The 16,863-nt window shown below is 68.3% G+C and carries 18 protein-coding genes; 10 read left to right on the top strand and 8 right to left on the bottom strand.

Annotated elements, in window-relative coordinates; genetic code table 11:
- Positions 1 to 4 precede the first annotated feature (4 nt).
- The 3 genes from ACQPYH_RS31695 (at position 5) to ACQPYH_RS31685 (ending at position 2,112) form a co-directional block, all read left to right on the top strand.
- Positions 5 to 745 carry a PIG-L deacetylase family protein gene (locus ACQPYH_RS31695; RefSeq protein ID WP_432878794.1) on the top strand — a complete coding sequence of 247 codons (741 nt, stop codon included), beginning with the start codon at positions 5 to 7 and terminating at the stop codon, positions 743 to 745.
- Positions 746 to 812: 67 nt separating this feature from the next.
- Complete coding sequence (locus tag ACQPYH_RS31690; protein ID WP_432878792.1) at positions 813 to 1,586, top strand: carbohydrate deacetylase; 774 nt, start codon at positions 813 to 815, stop codon at positions 1,584 to 1,586.
- 10 nt (positions 1,587 to 1,596) lie between these two features.
- A complete protein-coding gene (locus ACQPYH_RS31685; protein WP_432878789.1) occupies positions 1,597 to 2,112 on the top strand; it encodes a GNAT family N-acetyltransferase in 516 nt (171 codons plus the stop codon).
- Here the strand turns inward: ACQPYH_RS31685 and ACQPYH_RS31680 are convergent.
- On the bottom strand, positions 2,080 to 2,844 hold the full coding sequence (locus ACQPYH_RS31680; protein ID WP_432878786.1) for an AraC family transcriptional regulator: 765 nt from the start codon (positions 2,842 to 2,844) through the stop codon (positions 2,080 to 2,082). The genes ACQPYH_RS31685 and ACQPYH_RS31680 overlap by 33 nt on opposite strands.
- Before the next feature lie 63 nt (positions 2,845 to 2,907).
- Between ACQPYH_RS31680 and ACQPYH_RS31675 the strand changes: the two genes are divergently transcribed.
- From ACQPYH_RS31675 to ACQPYH_RS31665, 3 genes are read left to right on the top strand one after another with little or no spacing between them, the layout of a single operon-like run.
- Positions 2,908 to 3,669 (top strand): phytanoyl-CoA dioxygenase family protein, encoded by a 762-nt coding sequence (locus ACQPYH_RS31675; protein ID WP_432878783.1) that lies wholly within the window; start codon positions 2,908 to 2,910, stop codon positions 3,667 to 3,669.
- Positions 3,670 to 3,722: 53 nt separating this feature from the next.
- A complete protein-coding gene (locus tag ACQPYH_RS31670) occupies positions 3,723 to 3,932 on the top strand; it encodes a type II toxin-antitoxin system HicA family toxin (RefSeq protein ID WP_432878781.1) in 210 nt (69 codons plus the stop codon).
- On the top strand, positions 3,929 to 4,570 hold the full coding sequence (locus ACQPYH_RS31665; protein ID WP_432878779.1) for a hypothetical protein: 642 nt from the start codon (positions 3,929 to 3,931) through the stop codon (positions 4,568 to 4,570). Before ACQPYH_RS31670 ends, ACQPYH_RS31665 begins: the two co-directional genes overlap by 4 nt.
- A gap of 497 nt (positions 4,571 to 5,067) precedes the next feature.
- On the opposite strand, the gene ACQPYH_RS31660 is transcribed toward ACQPYH_RS31665, so the two are convergent.
- The 5 genes from ACQPYH_RS31660 to mce form a co-directional block, all read right to left on the bottom strand.
- A complete protein-coding gene (locus ACQPYH_RS31660) occupies positions 5,068 to 6,522 on the bottom strand; it encodes an AI-2E family transporter (RefSeq protein ID WP_432878776.1) in 1,455 nt (484 codons plus the stop codon).
- Positions 6,519 to 8,510: a transposase gene (locus ACQPYH_RS31655; RefSeq protein ID WP_432878773.1), complete on the bottom strand. Its 1,992-nt coding sequence runs from the start codon at positions 8,508 to 8,510 to the stop codon at positions 6,519 to 6,521. The genes ACQPYH_RS31660 and ACQPYH_RS31655 overlap by 4 nt, the downstream gene beginning before the upstream one ends.
- Positions 8,511 to 8,770: 260 nt before the next feature.
- The gene (gene ccrA, locus ACQPYH_RS31650; protein ID WP_432878772.1) at positions 8,771 to 10,102 is read right to left on the bottom strand and encodes a crotonyl-CoA carboxylase/reductase; all 1,332 of its coding nucleotides are present in this window, start codon (positions 10,100 to 10,102) and stop codon (positions 8,771 to 8,773) included.
- A 154-nt stretch (positions 10,103 to 10,256) separates the two neighbouring features.
- Positions 10,257 to 11,177, bottom strand: a complete 921-nt coding sequence (locus ACQPYH_RS31645; protein WP_432878770.1) for an anti-sigma factor RsbA family regulatory protein — start codon at positions 11,175 to 11,177, stop codon at positions 10,257 to 10,259.
- A gap of 64 nt (positions 11,178 to 11,241) precedes the next feature.
- Complete coding sequence (gene mce / locus ACQPYH_RS31640) at positions 11,242 to 11,661, bottom strand: methylmalonyl-CoA epimerase (protein ID WP_432878767.1); 420 nt, start codon at positions 11,659 to 11,661, stop codon at positions 11,242 to 11,244.
- 136 nt (positions 11,662 to 11,797) lie between these two features.
- Between mce and ACQPYH_RS31635 the strand changes: the two genes are divergently transcribed.
- From ACQPYH_RS31635 to ACQPYH_RS31620, 4 genes are all read left to right on the top strand, one after another.
- Positions 11,798 to 13,012: an acetyl-CoA C-acetyltransferase gene (locus ACQPYH_RS31635; RefSeq protein ID WP_432878765.1), complete on the top strand. Its 1,215-nt coding sequence runs from the start codon at positions 11,798 to 11,800 to the stop codon at positions 13,010 to 13,012.
- Positions 13,013 to 13,023: 11 nt separating this feature from the next.
- A complete protein-coding gene (gene meaB, locus ACQPYH_RS31630) occupies positions 13,024 to 13,980 on the top strand; it encodes a methylmalonyl Co-A mutase-associated GTPase MeaB (RefSeq protein WP_432878762.1) in 957 nt (318 codons plus the stop codon).
- A 305-nt stretch (positions 13,981 to 14,285) separates the two neighbouring features.
- Entirely contained in the window at positions 14,286 to 14,444 is a 159-nt protein-coding gene (locus ACQPYH_RS31625; protein WP_166678426.1) for a hypothetical protein, read from the top strand.
- An 88-nt stretch (positions 14,445 to 14,532) separates the two neighbouring features.
- Positions 14,533 to 15,252 carry a PH domain-containing protein gene (locus ACQPYH_RS31620; protein ID WP_432878760.1) on the top strand — a complete coding sequence of 240 codons (720 nt, stop codon included), beginning with the start codon at positions 14,533 to 14,535 and terminating at the stop codon, positions 15,250 to 15,252.
- On the opposite strand, the gene ACQPYH_RS31615 is transcribed toward ACQPYH_RS31620, so the two are convergent.
- Both ACQPYH_RS31615 and ACQPYH_RS31610 read right to left on the bottom strand, forming a co-directional pair.
- On the bottom strand, positions 15,249 to 16,514 hold the full coding sequence (locus ACQPYH_RS31615; RefSeq protein WP_432878758.1) for an RNA polymerase sigma factor: 1,266 nt from the start codon (positions 16,512 to 16,514) through the stop codon (positions 15,249 to 15,251). The two genes, ACQPYH_RS31620 and ACQPYH_RS31615, sit on opposite strands and share 4 nt — an antisense overlap.
- Complete coding sequence (locus tag ACQPYH_RS31610) at positions 16,511 to 16,858, bottom strand: YciI family protein (protein ID WP_432878756.1); 348 nt, start codon at positions 16,856 to 16,858, stop codon at positions 16,511 to 16,513. Before ACQPYH_RS31610 ends, ACQPYH_RS31615 begins: the two co-directional genes overlap by 4 nt.
- Positions 16,859 to 16,863: the final 5 nt, after the last annotated feature.

The raw sequence follows: 16,863 nt of genomic DNA, 5'->3' as shown, positions 1-16,863 counted from the left end.
CCTTGTGAACAGAAATGTGCTCGCCATCGGGGCGCACATCGGCGACATGGACCTGACCGCCGGGCCGACGCTGGCCAAGCTGATCCTGGAGGGCGCGTCGGCCACGATCGTCGCGCTGACGCCGGGCGAACGCGGTCACCCGCGGATGACGCCCACGGCGTACAAGAAGCAGAAGATCGCCGAGGGTACGGCGTTCGCGGAGGCGATCGGCGCGGACTTCGTGGTGTTCGACCAGAGCGACGGGTTCCTGACTGCCGGCGACGACGTGGCGCTGGAGCTGGCCCGGATCATCCGCGAGAAGCAGCCCGACACGATCATCGCCCACTGGAAACACTCCATCCACAGCGACCACGAGAACGCCGCCGTCCTGGCCGAGCGCGCTCGCTTCCTGGCCGGCCTGCCGATCGACCCGACGGACGATTTCGTCACGCCGTACCCGGAGCTGGTCGCCAAGCTGGCCGAGCTCCCGCGGCACGGCGTACGCAGCTTCCTCCACGCCGAGAACTGGGAGGACATGGAGGGCTTCACGCCGTCCCTCTACGTCCCCATCCCCGACGAGGCCTTCTACCGCTGGGTCTCCGCCATCCGCCACCAGGCCTTCGCCCGCGGCGAAACCTACGGCTTCCGCTACATCGACTACTACACCGCCCTCATGACCACCCGAGGCTGCCTAGCCTCCTACCCCCGAGCCTGCGCCTTCCACACCAACCACACCCCCGAAATCACCAAACTCGCCGGCGCGTAGATCGGCGCGCCTTTCGGTGCGCTTGAAGGCTGGTAGGACGTACGGTCGTGGTCGGGTCTGTTGGGCTATGAGTGGAGTGGGCGTGGCTGAGGTTCGGTTGGTTGTGCAGGGGGATGACTTTGGGATGTGTCATGCGGTCAACGTGGGGACTGTGGAGGGGTTCCGGGACGGGATCTTGACGCAGGTTTCGACGATGGCGGCTTGTCCTTGGTTTACCGAGGCGGCGGGGTTGGCGCGGGAGTTCGGGATTCCGCTGGGGGTGCATCAGACGTTGACGTGTGAGTGGGACTTCCTGCGGTGGCGGCCGTTGACGGATGGGGCGTCGTTGGTGGGGGAGGACGGGACGTTCCTGCGGTCGGTGGCCGAGGCGCAGGCGTCGGTCACGCATGAGGACGCGGTGCGTGAGCTGACGGCGCAGGTCGCGAAGTTCGCGGCGGAAGGGCTGCCGATCGAGTACCTCGACGTACACATGGGTCAGTCGGCGACGCCCGCGGCGTACGACGAGGTGTCGAGTGCGGCGGGGAAGCCGTTCATCTACGGCGAGGTGGAGTCGCAGCGGTTCGCGTCGATCGAGACGTTGAGCGATCGGGACGCGGACGTGAAGAGGGCGTGGCTGCTCGAGTACCTCGACAAGCTGACGCCGGGAGTGCATCTGCTGGTCACGCACTGCGCGGCGGCGGAGCCCGAGCTCGGCGCGCTGCACAAGCCCGGGTCCTACACGTATCGCTGGGCCGAGGAGTACCGGCTGTCCGACCAGGAGCTCGTCACCGATCCCGAGATCCGCAAAGCGATCGAGGAACGCGGCATCGAGCTCACGACCGTCCGCGCCGCCTTCTCGTGATCAGCTTCTCGTGATCAGCGCAGGCCGACTGCTGCTGCGGCCGTTCACGATTGGGGACGTCTCGTGGGTGTACGAGGTGTCGCAGGACCCCGTGCTGCAGCAGTACGTCGGCGTGCCCTCGCCGTACCTGATGGAGCATGCGCAGTACTTCGTGGAGCACCTTGCCATCGGGAATGACCAGCGGGCCGAGTTCGTGGTCGAGGAGGCCGGCGAGCGGCTCGCGCGTGTCGGGCTCGGCCTGCGTGGGGACGGTACTGCGGAGGTCGGCTACTGGACTGCCGCGGCCGCGCGTGGCCGGGGCGTTGCGCCGGCGGCCGTACGAGCGGTCTGCCGGTGGGCCTTCGAGACGCAGGGCTTGGAGCTCATCGAGTGGCGCGCGGAGATCGGCAACGATGCGTCGCGTCGCGTTGCGGAGAAGGCCGGCTTTGTGATGGAGGGACAGTTGCGCAAGCGGCTGGTGCATCGCGGGCAACGCGTCGATGCGTGGATCGGCTCACTGCTCAAGGACGAACTCGGTACTGCGTAGCGCACCCGGCGGCGAGCCGGTCGCCGCCTTGATGTGGCGGGTCAGGTGGCTGACGGAGTGGTAGCCGGTCAGGTCGGCGATCGCTTGCAGCGGGAGCGTCGAGTTGCGGATGTGTGCAAGGGCGTGGCGTAGGCGTACCGCTTGGAGTGCGGCTTGAGGACTGGTGCGGCGAAGCCGGGTGAACGCGGCGCGGAGGCCGGACGGGGAGATGCCCAGGTCGGCGGCGACGGTGGCGATCCGGAGACCGCTGGCGAAGCGCTCCTCGAAGATGCGTTCTGCCTCGATGACTAGTTGTTCGGCTGGGGTGGTTGGCGGGGCAGTGGCTGAGCGGCGTAGGCGGAGGTCCAGCTCGGACAGGAGGAGCGCGCGGAGCTCTTCGTTGTTCTCGCGTACGAGGGCGTCGAAGACTCGGCCGAGGGTGTGATCGGCGTCGTCGTAGCAGAGGCGGGGCCACGGGTGGGCGGCCGCGGCGTCGACCTGGAGGAATCGGTTGGCGTACCCGGTGCGGCTCTGTTCGGCGTGCCAGGTGCTTGGTGGAGTCAGCAGGACGGTGCCGGGCGTCGCGGCGTACGTCTCCTCGCCGACGGGGCATGTGATGCGGCCGCGAACGTAGTACACGAGCTCCCATGAGGTATGCGCGTGCAGCGGGTAGTCCTTGCCGGGCGCGGCCGTGTGTACGCCGGCGCCGAGCAGTCGTAGCGATTTGTGCATAAGCCCTGTCGCCTTCTGCATTGTTTCCCGGGTACGCCGGATTGATGCTGGCATCGATTCGTGCATCTTGGGAAGGAGACCCTGATGGATATGGCGACCGCTTTGCGGGATCTCGGCGTGACGGACGACGTACTCACCCAGGCCGAGAAGGACCAGCTCGACCGGGACGGGTACCTCCCGCTGGAGGGGGTCCTGACGCTTGAGGAAGTGTCGGCGCTCAACAAACGGCTGGCGGAGTTGACCGCTGCTGAAGGCGATCGGGCCGGCCTCGAAGTACATCAGGAGAAGGGCACAGACCGGCTCGCGGACCTGGTCAACAAGGACGCGAAGTTCGAGGTCTGCTTCAGCCATCCACGCGTGCTGGCCGCGATGCAGCACGTGCTCGGCGAGTTCAAACTGTCGTCCCTGAACAGTCGGGCCGCTCTACCCGGCGAAGGCCACCAAGCTCTCCATGCGGACTCCGGGCACCCCGTCGAGCCCGGCGAGTACGAGGTCTGCAACTCGATCTGGCTCCTCGACGACTTCACCCCCGAGAACGGCGCCACCCGCGTAGTCCCCGGCTCCCACCGCCGCGGCACCATGCCCGGCGACGAGATGCCCAACCCAGGCGACCCCCACCCCGACCAGATCCAGCTAACCGGCAAAGCCGGCACCGTCGTCATCTTCAACAGCCACCTCTGGCACGGCGGCACTCAAAACCAAACCCAATCCCCCCGCCGAGCCCTCCACTCCTACTTCGCCCTCCGCCACCTACCCCAACAACTGGACCAGCAGTCCTACATCCGCGTAAACACCTACAACCGCCTAACCCCCGCCCAACACTTCATCCTCGACGTCACCAACTGAGTTCTGTCTATGCGATTTGCCTTGAAACTGTCTAGCTTCCTAGACTAAAATCCATGGTCAGTGAGCAGCCGACACGGAAGGTCGTGAAGGCGTTCAAGGACGCCGGTTGGCGGCAGGTCAGGACGGAAGGGTCACACAGCTTGTACGAGTGCTCCTGTGGTCAGCACACGTTCGTGCTGCCGGACGGCCATCGGGTGATCTCGCCGGGCGTTGTGCGGAAGGCCGACAAGGCACTCGCTGAATGTGAGGGGACAGGCCAGTGAAGACCTACGACGTGACGGTTGAGCGGGACGGCCGGTGGTGGATGGTGGCGATTCCTGAGCTTGACGGGCTGACACAGGCCCGCAGGCTGGACGAGGTCGAGCAGATGGCCCGCGAGTACATCGCTGTGACGACCGACGTGCCGCTCTCCCGGGTCGCGGTCGACGTCTCCGGGATCGCCGCCGAAGGACAGGACCTACTGCAAGCGAAGATCCTCGTCGACGGCCTCCGTCGTCGCGCGAAGGACCTCGAAGCGCTAGTCGGTGAACTCACCCGTGAAGTCGCGTCCGCGTTAACCGACGCAAGCGTTCCGGTGAGGGACGTCAGCAACGTGCTCGGCATCTCCCACCAACGCGTCTCGCAGTTGGCGCAGGCAGCCGAGGGCGACTCAACGAAGGTGATGCGAAAGGCCCAACAAGAGTTCGCCCACGACCTCGTCATCCACCTCACCGACGGCCGAGCAGTCAGAATCGTCGAGGTAACCGCGCCGAAGAAGAAGCGGCAGCCGGAGGAGTCGCGCACCGAAGGGTCCGCACAGGAGGCGAACGAGCATCCAGCGCGGAAGGGCGCTAATGCGAACTCCCGCTCGTCCAAGCACTCCGCCACCAGCCGCTCAGCCTCGCAAAAACAGAAGGTCTAGAGGCGACAGCGCCCGAGCCGCAGTCAGGGTATCCACGGCACGCGCCCACATGCGTCGGAGGCGAGGGTGTGCCCACCAGTTGTAGCTCAGCTATCCGCGGCACCCGTGACCACGCTGTAGTCGAACGCGCGGCAGCGCGCACGGTCCGGCGGTAGCCGGAAGGTCCGGCGGTAGCCGGGAAGGAGGCGCCGGCGGTAGCCGGAGGGTGGGTGGGGCGTCGGTGTAGCACGGCGACGAAGGAGTCGCGCGTAGCCGGCGCGAGGGCGGACCACCACATCCAGTTCGCGTATCCGCAGCCCGCGTGACCACCTGGCGGTCGAACGCGTGGTAGCGCGCGCGGTCCGGCGGTAGCCGGAGAGTCCCGGCGGTAGCCGGGAAGGATGCACCGGCGATGAGCCGGGGGTGGGTGGGGGCGGGGCGTAGCGCGGCGACGAAGGAGGCGGGCGTAGCACCGCGGGGGTGCTCGTGCGGTGCTGCGCGGCGGGTGGTTCGCCGTACTAGGAAGCGTCGGCTTTGCGGACCCAGACTTCTCGGATTATTAGGAGGATAGCGGCGGCGGAGGGGATGGCTAGGAGGGCGCCTACTACGCCTAGGAGGGCGCCGCCTAGGAGGGCGGCGATTACTGTTACGGCGCCGGGGATGTCTACGGCGCGGCGCATGATGCGGGGGGCTACGACGTAGTTCTCGATCTGCTGGTAGATGATGCCGTAGATCAGGCAGCCTAGGCCGGTCCACAGGCCGCCGGTGAAGCCGATCAGGGCGACGACGACGACGCCGATCAGGCCGCCGACCATCGGGATGAAGTCGCAGAACATCACCACGATCGCCAGCGCCACGGCGTAGTCACGCAGGCCGATGATCTCCAGGAAGATGAACATGCAGACGCCGGCGCACAGTGCGACCAGGAACTGGCCGCTGACGTAACCGCCGACGCGGCCGAGGACCTCGTCGCCGAGGATCGCGACGCGGGTACGGCGCGTGCGGGGGACCAGGCTGTACGCCGCCCGCTTGACCGATGGCAGCGACGCGAGGAAGTACAACGTGAGGACCAGGATCGTGAACGTGTTGAACAGTGCGTTCGCGACGACCTTGCCGACGCCGAGGATGCCACCGAACGCGCGCTGGGCGAGCGCCGGATCGGCGATGTAGTCCTGGGCCTTCTGGATGAAGTGGTACTTGTCGTTCAGCTCGTCGAGCGTCTTCGACTTCTGCAGGAGGTTGAGGTACCCAGGCGCGTTCTTGATCAGGCTGTCGATCTGATCCGTGACGACCGGGACGATCGCGAATCCGACGCCGACGACCGCGAGGATCATCAGCAGGAACACCACACCGACGGACAGGCCGCGCTTCAGGCCGCGGCGCATGAACCACTCGACCAGCGGGTTCAGGCCGACGGCGATGAACATCGAGACCAGCAGCAGGATCAGCACCGAACGGGCCTGGCCGGCCGCGTTCCACAGACCCCAGGCGACGAGTACGCCGAGGGCCGCGAAGAACCCGAACGTGAACGGGTTGCCGCGCCGCAACGGCGGACCGGGGACACCCATCCCGACGGACGGGTGCCGCTCCTCGATCAGCAGTTCGTCGGCGATGTCCTCGTCGGCGTCTTCCGCATCCTTGGCGGATGCCGCTGCCTTGTCTGCAGCATCGTCAGCTTCCTCAGCCGACTCCTCCGCCTTATCGGCAGACGAGTCAGCCTTATCGGCAGACGAGTCAGCCTTATCGGCAGATGCGTCAGCCTTGTCGGCGGACGAATCTGCCTGCTCGGCGGATGCATCGGCGGCGTGCGCCGAGCCGGCGGCTTGTCCAGCAGCAGCTTCCGCCTCGTCGGCCGAGTCGTCCGCCTTGTCGGCGGCGGCTTCGGCCTGGGCGGCGGCAGTCTTCGCTTCGCGAGTGGCTTCGGCGAGGTCCGGGTCGGTCGCTGTGGAGGTGTCGTCGCCGGCTGGCGTCACATCTTGTCCTTCGGGGATCGCGCGCTCGAGGTGGCCGCATCGGTCTTGTCGTCGTCGGCGGACGACTTGCCCGCGGAAGACTTCACCGAGGCGGCCGGCCGCTGGCCACGAGTGTCCTCGTCGTCGAGGTCATCGAGCCGGAACTCGTCAACCTTCGTCGAATCCTTCGGCTCGTCCTCCTCGTCGGAAGCCGCAGCATCCTCGGAGTCGGCAGCCTCAGCGGAGCCGTTGACCGAAGTCAGCGGAGAGTCGGCCGGACCGCCGGCGGTCTTGCTCGTCTTGTCGGCGAGGTCGGACGCGTCCTTCGGGTCGACGCGGAGTGCGGTGTCGATGCGGGTCTCGTCGACGCGCGCGTCGCCGGCGCCGATCCCGACGAACGGGCTGGCTCCGGTGAACGGTCCGTCCCCGTCGTCGTACGCCGAGTCGCCCGTGAGCGCACCGGACGTGCTCGACGGTGCGTACTGCGAAGCCGCCGGCGTCGCACCCGGGAACGGGTTGTCGTCGCTCGTCGATCCAGCCGACCCCTCCCGCGCCGCCTCTGCGTCGAGCCAGGCGTCCGCAGCGGCGTACGCCGCTGCGTCTGCCGTCCCGTCAGCCGCATCGTCCGCCGACGTCGACGCGCCGGCCGCGGACGGGCTCCCGGTCGATTCCTGAGCACCCGTGCTCGACGCGCTGCCGGACGAGTCCGGCGCGTCCGCGTCGAAGGTGCTGCTGGACAACGAGGCCGGCGTACCGGAGGCGGGCGTGTTGCCGGCGTCGTACGAGCTGTCCGACGGGTCTGCGGCGAACGGGCTGCCGATCCCTGAGCCTGCTGCGGAGCTGAAAGGGCTGCCTGTCAGCAGGTCGTCCGCGCCGGCGCTAGCGGTCGTGCCGGCTCCACCAGTGGTGGGGCCGGTGTTCGGCCGGGCGAAAGGGTTGACGTACGCCGGTGCCGCGGTCTCGGAGTCGAGCTCTGCCGCCTGGCGCGCGATGTTGCTGGCGATCTCGTTGAGCCCGGCGATCTGGGTGAGGATGCCGTCGCGGCGCTTCGCCAGCCGCTCGGTCTCGCGGGCGACGACGGTCCGGGACCGCTCCGCCTCGTCGGCCGCGTTCGCCAGCTCGGCCTCGGCGCGGGTCCGTGCGGTGGTGAGCAGCTGCTCGGCCTCCCGACGGGCGCGGGACAGCGTCCGCTCGGCCGACTCCTCGGCCTCGGAGCGGACCTTGCGGGCCTGCTCGGTCGCCTCGGCCACCCGACGCTCGGACGCCTCGGCGGCCTCCTTCATCTGGGTGGTGAGGCTGTCGGTGTCGGCCGCGATCTGCTGGTGCTTGTCGGCGAGCTCCTTGGCCTGCTGCTCGCGCTCGTCCGCCAGCCGCGCCCGCAGCGCCGCCGACTCACGCTGGATCGCGGTCCGGATCTTCTCCGCCTCGTGCAGCGCGCCGTTCTTCAGCGTGCTCGACTGCGACTCGGCCGTCAGCTGCAGCTGCTCGGACTTTCGCCGTGCCGCCTGCAGGACCTCGGCGGCCTCGGTCTCGGCAGTACGCCGGACCTCCGCCGCGTCGCCCTCAGCGGTACGCCGCATGCTGTCGGCCTCGTTGAGCGCAACAGTGCGGATGTCTTCAGCCTCGCGGTCACCGGTCGCCCGCGCCGCCGAGGCCTCCTTGGCGGCGTTCGCCCGCAGCTCCTCGGCCTCGCGCTTGGCCTCCTCGAGCGCCTCGGACGCCTGATCCTGCGCGAGCCGGAGGATCTGCGCGGCCCGGTCGCCGAGTCCGGCGTACGACGGGTTGGCGCTGGCTTCGAGCTGGCGCCGCGTCTCCTCGAGCTGGTGCTGCATCGGCGCGACACTGTGCTGGAGCTCGTCGGCGCGGTTCCGCGCCTGGACGAGTTGCATCTCCAGCGCGCGGACATAGTCGTCCACCGCCTGTTTGTCGTACCCACGACGGCTGACCGGGAAGCCCCCGGCCGCGGTCGCCGTGCGGTCGAAGAACGGCAGGCTCGACTCGTCAGGCATCTCCCGAGATTCCCTTCTGGCGGCTCAGCGTGAATCCCCCACCATAAGCCTGTCAGAACCCACCCGAAACCAGCCAATCGAGTGCTGTGGACAACCTAGGGCGAGTCTCCCGACCCCACGCCTACTGCGCGGCACTCGGCACGGCACCTCGCCGCACGGGACCGAAGGCCACGATGCTCCGCATCGAGACCTTCGCCCCCGCGCGCCGATGCACCGCACCGAGCACCTGCTCGCGACGGCGTGGGGTCGGGAGACCCGCCCTACCTGTTACGGAAGCGATTAATCGCGTCCAAATGCTCCGAGCGCAGGTCGGGATCGCTGACGCCGAGGCCCTCGGTGGGGGCGAGGGTGAGGACGCCGACCTTGCCCTGGTGCAGGTTGCGGTGGACGTCGTACGCCGCCTGCGCGGTCTCCTCCAGCGCGTAGACCTTGCTGACCGTCGGATGCACCATCCCGCGGGCGATCAGCCGGTTGGCCTCCCAGGCCTCGCGGTAATTGGCGAAGTGCGAGCCGATGATTCGCTTCAAGTTCATCCACAGGTACCGGTTGTCGTACTCGTGCATGAATCCGGACGTCGACGCGCACGTCACGATCGTCCCGCCGCGCCGCGCGACGTACACCGAGGCTCCGAACGTCTCCCGGCCCGGGTGCTCGAACACGATGTCCGGGTCGTCCCCGCCGGTCAGCTCGCGGATCCGCGACCCGAACCGCTTCCATTCCTTCTGGTCCTGGGTGTGCTCGTCCTTCCAGAATTTGTACCCCTCGGCGGACCGGTCGATGATCAGCGACGCCCCCATCGCCCGGCAGATCTCCGCCTTCTCCGGCGACGACACCACGCAGACCGGGATCGCGCCGCCGTTCAGCGCGAACTGCGTCGCGTACGAACCCAGTCCGCCGGACGCGCCCCAGATCAGTACGACGTCGCCCTGCTTCATGTTGGCGCCGTTCGCCGACACCAGCTGCCGGTACGCCGTGCTGTTCACCAAGCCCGGTGACGCAGCCTCCTCCCACGTGAGGTGGGCCGGCTTCGGCATCAGCTGGTTCGACTTCACCAGCGCGAGCTCGGCGAGACCGCCGAAGTTCGTCTCGAATCCCCAGATCCGCTGCTCGGAGTCGAGCATCGTGTCGTTGTGCCCGTCCGGCGATTCCAGCTCGACCGAAAGGCAGTGCGCGACCACCTCGTCGCCCGGCTTCCACGCGTTTACGCCGGGCCCGGTCCGCAGTACGACGCCGGCCAGGTCGGAGCCGACCACGTGGTACGGCAGGTCGTGGCGGGCGGTCAGCGGCGACAGCTTCCCGTACCGCTTCAAGAAGGAGAACGTCGACACCGGCTCGAAGATCGAGGTCCACACGGTGTTGTAGTTGATCGCGCTCGCCATCACCGCGACCAGCGCCTCGCCCGGCCCGAGCTCCGGCGTCGGTACGTCGTCCAGGTGCAGGCTCTTCCGCGGATCCTTCTCCTTGCTGTCCAGACCCTCGAACATCCCCGCCTCGTCGGCGTGCACGGTGATGCCGCGGTAGTGCTCCGGTACGTCGAGCTCGCCGACGGCAGCGGTGTCACCGGACAAGATTGCTTCGAGGATCTGCTTCACGGAAGTACCTCCTGCAACGGCGGCCAAGGTCAACGCAGTGAGCGGAACTTACCGCTGAGTATGCACGCCTGGCTGTGCGCTGTAACACAGCGAGCGACGGTTGAGACGACCGTCACTTCATCAGTCCACCGTTGTCAGTGGTCTTACCCGCCGATTACCGCAACCGGGTGTACAACCTGACCTGCGTGAAGTCGTCACCGGATCGCAACTGGACCAGGTCGCAGAGCTGGTTCGCCAGCCAGACGCCCCGCCCGCCGAGTCCGTCGAGCGGCGGCAGCACCCGCCCGACGAGCAGGTCGTCGATCCGGCCGCGGTCGGTCACGTTGCAGATCAGGGACCCGTCCGCGATCCAGACCGCGAGCGCGCCGCGACCGCCGCCGAACCGGATGCTGTTCGTGCAGATCTCGTGCAAGGCCAACGCCAGGTCCTCGAGCCGGTCCCGCGACACCCCGTGCGACGAGGCCTGCCCGCCGACCCATTGCCGCACCTGGCCGAGCTCGTCCGGGCCGAACTCCCATCTCTCGGCACGATCCGGTACGTCGCTCAACGGCGTCCGGAACGTCTTGTCCGCAAGGGCTTCTGTGCCGGAATGGCCGGAATGGCCGGAATGAGTCGCGGTCGGATCGATGCCGGCCGACGCCTCGTACGCACAGCAGAGCCGGAACGAACGGTCCGCCGCGAAAGCGATATCGCTCAGCGCCTCGTGCAGCAGGACCTCGTCGTAGGCCGCGGCGCTCCGGCCCGGGTACGCGGCCTCGCCGAGACCCCGGACCGGTCGGCCGGGCTCCTGCGCGAGGATGGCGCGCCAGAACGGGATCAGCCGCGCAGGGTTGCCCCCGGCAACAGTCGCGTCGACGACGGTCACCTCGGAGTACTGCGAGTCCAGGGCGTCACGCAGTACCGCAGTCCGTTCCGGTGGTAGGACGGCTACGACCTTTTCCCCCGCCGCCAGCCCCTCGCGTATGAACGCAGCCGCGCGCAGCACGAACTCCTCGTCCGTTCCGTGGACGAAGGCGTCGTGCTTGAACCCGGTCGGCGCACCGTGCAAGGAGTCGGTGGCGCTGTCCCTCAGCACCTGAACAGAGTAGTCCGCCCGGACCATCCGAGCAGGCTCTCAGCGCGCGCCGTCACGCCCTGTTCTAGATCGGTGGCTCAACGAGTTCGACCAGCACGCCGCCGGCCGACTTGGGGTGAATAAAGTTCACTCGCGATCCGGCCGTGCCGCGGCGTGGTTCGTCGTACAGGAGACGGGCGCCGCGTTCGCGGAGTACTTCGGAGACCGCGTCGAGGTCGCTGACGCGGTAAGCGAGTTGCTGGATGCCGGGACCGCGCTGGTCGAGGAACTTCGCGATCGGCGATGCGTCCGACAACGGGGCCAGCAACTGGATCGACGATCCCGAGTCGCCGACCGAGAGCATCGCCTCGCGGACGCCCTGCTCCTCGTTGATCTCCTCGTGCGCGACGGTCATGCCGAACACGTCCGCGTAGTACCGCACGGCCTCGTCGAAGTCGGCGACCGCGATGCCGACATGGTCGATCGCGTCGAACAGCTGATCCATCCCGCCAGCGTGGCGCAAACCCCCTGCAGCGGGCCATCGAAAGTGGCCCAGGCGACACGACCACATCGGCGCCGTGTGACCCGTCTGACGCGTCCGGGCAGCGGCGTACCAGTGCCGCCGCAGGTATCGTGACGATATGTCTGACACGCGGAACACCACCGTTATCGTCGCCGGCGCGCGGACCCCGATCGGGCGGCTGCTGGGCGGTCTCAAAGGCTTCACCGGCGCCGAACTCGGCGGCTTCGCGATCAAGGGCGCGCTGGACAAGGCCGGCGTCGCGCCGGACCAGGTCGAGTACGTGATCATGGGCCAGGTACTGCAGGCCGGCGGCGGTCAGATCACCGCCCGCCAGGCCGCGGTCAAGGGCGGCATCCCGATGGACGTTCCGGCCATCACGATCAACAAGGTCTGCCTGTCCGGGCTGAACGCGATCGCGCTCGCCGACCAGCTGATCCGCGCCGGCGAGTACGAGATCGTCGTCGCCGGCGGCATGGAGTCGATGACGAACGCGCCGCACCTGCTGCCGAAGTCCCGCGAGGGTTTCAAGTACGGCGACGTGCCGCTGGTGGACTCGATGGCGTACGACGGGTTGTGGGACGCGTTCACCGATCAGGCCATGGGCGCGCTGACCGACCAGAAGAACAACGCGGACGAGAAGCTGAGCCGCGAGGAGCAGGACGAGTTCAGCGCTCGTTCCCACCAACGGGCCGCGGAGGCCTGGAAGAACGGCGTGTTCGCGGACGAGGTCGTGCCGGTCGAGGTCCCGCAGCGCAAGGGTGACCCGCTGGTGGTCGACGCCGACGAAGGCGTCCGCGGAGACACGTCGGTCGAGGTGCTGGGCAAGCTCCGGCCCGCGTTCGGCAAGGACGGCACGATCACGGCCGGCTCGGCATCGCAGATCTCCGACGGCGGCTGCGCTGTCGTCGTGATGAGCAAGGCGAAGGCCGAGGAGCTCGGGCTGAGCTGGATCGCCGAGATCGGCGCGCACGGCTCGGTCGCCGGGCCGGACTCGACGCTGCAGAGCCAGCCGGCCAACGCGATCGCCAAGGCCTGCAAGAAGGAAGGTATCGAGCCCGCCGACCTCGACCTGATCGAGATCAACGAGGCGTTCGCCGCGGTCGGCATCGCCTCCGCGCGCGAGCTGAACGTCGGCGACGACAAGGTCAACGTGAACGGCGGCGCGATCGCGCTCGGCCACCCGATCGGGATGTCCGGCGCACGCCTCGTCCTGCACCTGGCGCTCGAGCTGAACCGCCGCGGCGGTGGCGTCGGCGCGGCCGCACTGTGCGGCGGCGGCGGTCAGGGCGACGCGCTGATCGTCCGGGTGCCGCAGAAGCCGGCCCAGAGCTAGTACAGACCCTGATGCCACGACGTACGCCGCCGGTCGGCGAGCTGGTCGAGCACGCCCGCGAAGGGGATTCGCGGGCGGTCGCTCGGCTGATCTCGCTGGTCGAGGACGAGTCCCCGCTGCTGCGCGAGGTGATGGCCGCGCTGGCGCCGCATGCCGGGCACGCGCACATCGTCGGCATCACCGGCTCGCCAGGCGTCGGCAAGTCCACCTCGACGTCGGCGCTGGTTTCGGCGTACCGCGAGACCGGCAAGCGCGTCGGCGTACTCGCGGTGGACCCGTCGTCGCCGTTCTCCGGTGGTGCGCTGCTGGGGGACCGGGTGCGGATGCAGGATCACGCGACCGACCGTGGCGTGTTCATCCGGTCGATGGCTTCGCGCGGGCATCTCGGCGGGCTGTCGTGGTCGACGCCGCAGGCGCTGCGGGTACTGGACGCGGCCGGGTTCGACGTGGTGCTGGTGGAGACGGTCGGGGTCGGGCAGTCCGAGGTCGAGATCGCCGGGATGGCGGACACGACGCTGGTCCTGCTGGCGCCCGGGATGGGCGACGGCATCCAGGCGGCCAAGGCCGGGATCCTCGAGGTCGGCGACATCTACGTGGTGAACAAGGCGGACCGCGACGGCGTCCAGTCGGTCACCCGGGACCTGCGGTCGATGCTGGCGCTGGCCGAGCGGTCCGAGGGCGCGTGGACGCCGCCGATCCTGAAGACGGTTGCCTCCCGCAATGAGGGCGTCGCCGAGGTGGTGCAGGCGATCGAGGACCGGCTGGTCTGGATGCGCGGGAACGGCGTACTTACCGAGCGCCGGCAATCAAGAGCCCGGGACGAGATCGAGGCGATCGCGACGACGGCGCTGCGGGCCCGGTTCGCGCACCTGCACGGCGACGCGCGGCTCGACGTACTGGCGGCCAAGGTCGCGGACGGCGGCACCGACCCGTATTCTGCAGCGGACGAGTTGATTGCGGCTTTGTGACGTCGGTCTCGCTATCGAGACAGCTGGAACACTCGACCACGCAGTGTCACAATGTGTCTTTGCTTTCCGTTCATCGGATGTTGTGCCGAATTCGGGCACATGCCGCAGGATTTCCGCTGCACGGACCGATCGCCGTCTCAGGGCGGCGCGCCGGTAGCGACCTTGCCCCCGAATCCGTTACAGAATAGAACTTGTAGCTGGTGAGCATGTGCGGTGGGCTGTGTTCAGTCAGTGACAATTGGTGACGGTCCGTGATACAAATTCCAACACAGTCGACCGAGTGGTTAGGAACAAGGAGTGGCGACATGCCGAAGAAGCTGTTGATCTGGTCGCTCATCGCCTTTGCCGGCTTCTATCTGTTCACTCAGCCGGCGAACGCCGCCAACGCGGTGGGAGGTGCGTTCTCGGCCGTCGGCGACGCGTTCGGGAGCGTCATCACCTTCCTGACCGCGCTGTTCAGCTGATCTGCCGTTCGAGTGTCCCGTTGCGAGCGATCGTGCGGGACACTTGGCTGTACGGGGTCACACAACAGCGCGCCAGGGGAGTGAGTGGATGGCCGGAATAGGCGTATTCCGGATCTTCGACCCGAAGGTCCGGCGCCATCTGATCTCGGACGAGGGCGAGGTCGTCATCGACGAGGTCCGGCAGCACTGGGTGGTGTACTCAGTGCCGATGCTCGAGGTTGCGCTGGCGGCTGCCCTGCTGCTGACGATGGCCACCACCGAGATCGGTGTGCAGCCGGTGCTGCTGGCGATCGTGTTCGTGTTGCTGGCTCATGCCTTCTGGCAGTTCCTCACCCACCATCGGGACCGTTTCGTGGTCACCAACATGCGGGTGATGCGGATCCGCGGCGTCTTCTCCCAGACCGTCGCGACCACCCCGATCGCCCGGGTCCTCGACATCACGCTGAAGAAGCCGATCATCGGCCGGATGCTGGGCTACGGCCACTTCGTGTTCGAGTCGGCCGCGCAGGACCAGGGCTTCCGTGAGATCAAGTGGGTCAGCCGGCCCGACGACCGCGACCTGACCATCCAGCGCGTCATCCAGCGCACCGGACTGCGCGCGTCGGCGAGTGTCGACGTACTGCAGGGTGACGAGGACTCCGACGACGACGGCACCGGCCCGATCGGGATGGACTCCGCGCAGGAGGTCACCACCACCGCCGCTCCGGTGAGCACGACCACCGCGCCGCAGGCCCGCCCCTCGTCGTCCCGCCCTGCGACCAAGTCGATCTTCAACAGCGAACGCGGCAACTGGACCGACGACGATTAGTCCTCCGCAAGCCGTTGGAAGTGGTCACGGCGGCGTGTCCGGTGGGTGCGCTCGGGGTGGTTCGCCGGGGCGGTTGCGAGTGCTTCGTCCAGCTCTTTGACGGCTTCGTCGTACCGGTTCTGGCGTGCGAGGAGTTCGCCGCGGATCGCGTGCCGGCGTGAGCTGGGCGGGATGCCGTCGAGGAGATTGAGGGCGGCGTCGACCTCGCCGGTTTCGGCGATGGCGACGACGCGCGCGAGTTCGGACGCCGGGCTGGGGGAGACCTCGACGAGTAGGTCGTACAAGCGGACGATCTCGCGCCAGTCGGTTGCCGTGTAGCTCGGGACGCGGGCGTGCTCCGCGGCAATCGCGGCCTGAAGCTGGTATGCGTCGGCCTGCCGATCGGAGCGCTCCAGCGACTCGTTGAGGAGCGTGACACCGCGGGTGATCAGGCTCTGGTCCCAGCGCGAGCGGTCCTGGAGGTCGAGGGTCACCACGTCGCCGACGTCATCGACACGAGCCGGTCGGCGAGCTTCGGTCAGGAGCAGGAGCGCGAGGACCGCGGTCGGCGTGGGCTGGTCGGGCAGCAGCGTGTGCAGAAGCTCGGCCAGGCGGATCGCCTCCGCGCAGACATCGACGTCGTACGCCGCCTCGCCCTCAGACGGAGCATGGCCCGCGGTGTAGAGGCTGTGGATGACCGCACAGACTGCCGGCAGCCGATCGGGGAGCTCGGCCTCCGGCGGGACTCGGTAGGGGATACGAGCGGCGGCGATCTTCTGGCGGGCGCGGACCAGCCGCTTGGTCGTCGCGACCTCGCTGGTGAGCAGTACGTCGGCGATCTGCGCGGGAGACAGCCCGCAGAGCGTGCGCAGGGCGAGCGCGACCCGGGTCGGCGGTGACAGCGACGGATGGCAGCAGGTGAAGATGAGCCGCAGGAGATCGTCCTGCACGATCTCGTCGGGGTCGAGCGCGCCATCCGGATCCAGGGCGCCGAAGTCGTGGCGAGTGAGATCCTGCAGCTCGGCGCCTGCCCGTTCCTTGCCGGCGCGGGCGCGTTCGCGCCGGATGATGTCGATCGCCTTACGCCGGGCGGTCACGGTCAGCCAGGCGCGCGGCTCAGGCGGTACGCCGGTGACCGGCCACGCGCCCAGAGCCGCCAGCGCGGCCTCCTGTACGGCGTCCTCGGCGAGCTGTACGTCGCCGACCGTCCGGATCAGGGTGGCGAGGATCCGCGTCCCCTCGATCCGGATCGTGTCGGCAACAACGTCGTACCGCTGACTCATTGAGCAACGATCACCGGGCGTACCTCGACCGCGCCGCCCCAGGCCGCCGGGATCTCGGCCGCGATCTTGACCGCCTCCTCGAGGTCGTCGGCCTCGATCAGGTAGTAGCCGGTCAGCGCTTCCTTGGTCTCGGCGTACGGGCCGTCGGTGGTGATGACCGGCCCGCCGCGCGCGCCCTCGACCCGGACGACGGTCGCCGTCGCGGTCGGATGCAGCACGGCGCTCGCCTTCAGCTTCTCGGCGTACTCGACGCCGAATTTCCGGTACTCGGCCAGCTCCTCGGCCTGCTCGGGCGCCCACCAGTCCACGTCAGCGGTGTAGGTCAGTGCAAGGTACTGCGCCATCGGAG

It is taken from the genome of Kribbella sp. CA-245084, assembly GCF_050942355.1.
GTDB lineage: Bacteria > Actinomycetota > Actinomycetes > Propionibacteriales > Kribbellaceae > Kribbella.
Note: the sequence above shows the minus strand (reverse complement) of the source record. Positions and strands in the feature narration are given on the sequence as shown.

Coding starts and splice junctions, on each gene's coding strand:
- ACQPYH_RS31620 (WP_432878760.1), top strand. CDS start 14,533: ATGGCCGGAATAGGCGTATTCCGGATCTTCGACCCGAAGGTCCGGCGC.
- ACQPYH_RS31690 (WP_432878792.1), top strand. CDS start 813: ATGAGTGGAGTGGGCGTGGCTGAGGTTCGGTTGGTTGTGCAGGGGGAT.
- mce (WP_432878767.1), bottom strand. CDS start 11,661: ATGGATCAGCTGTTCGACGCGATCGACCATGTCGGCATCGCGGTCGCC.
- ACQPYH_RS31625 (WP_166678426.1), top strand. CDS start 14,286: ATGCCGAAGAAGCTGTTGATCTGGTCGCTCATCGCCTTTGCCGGCTTC.
- ACQPYH_RS31670 (WP_432878781.1), top strand. CDS start 3,723: ATGGTCAGTGAGCAGCCGACACGGAAGGTCGTGAAGGCGTTCAAGGAC.
- ACQPYH_RS31610 (WP_432878756.1), bottom strand. CDS start 16,858: ATGGCGCAGTACCTTGCACTGACCTACACCGCTGACGTGGACTGGTGG.
- ACQPYH_RS31675 (WP_432878783.1), top strand. CDS start 2,908: ATGGATATGGCGACCGCTTTGCGGGATCTCGGCGTGACGGACGACGTA.
- meaB (WP_432878762.1), top strand. CDS start 13,024: ATGCCACGACGTACGCCGCCGGTCGGCGAGCTGGTCGAGCACGCCCGC.
- ACQPYH_RS31655 (WP_432878773.1), bottom strand. CDS start 8,510: ATGCCTGACGAGTCGAGCCTGCCGTTCTTCGACCGCACGGCGACCGCG.
- ACQPYH_RS31635 (WP_432878765.1), top strand. CDS start 11,798: ATGTCTGACACGCGGAACACCACCGTTATCGTCGCCGGCGCGCGGACC.
- ACQPYH_RS31615 (WP_432878758.1), bottom strand. CDS start 16,514: ATGAGTCAGCGGTACGACGTTGTTGCCGACACGATCCGGATCGAGGGG.
- ACQPYH_RS31680 (WP_432878786.1), bottom strand. CDS start 2,844: ATGCAGAAGGCGACAGGGCTTATGCACAAATCGCTACGACTGCTCGGC.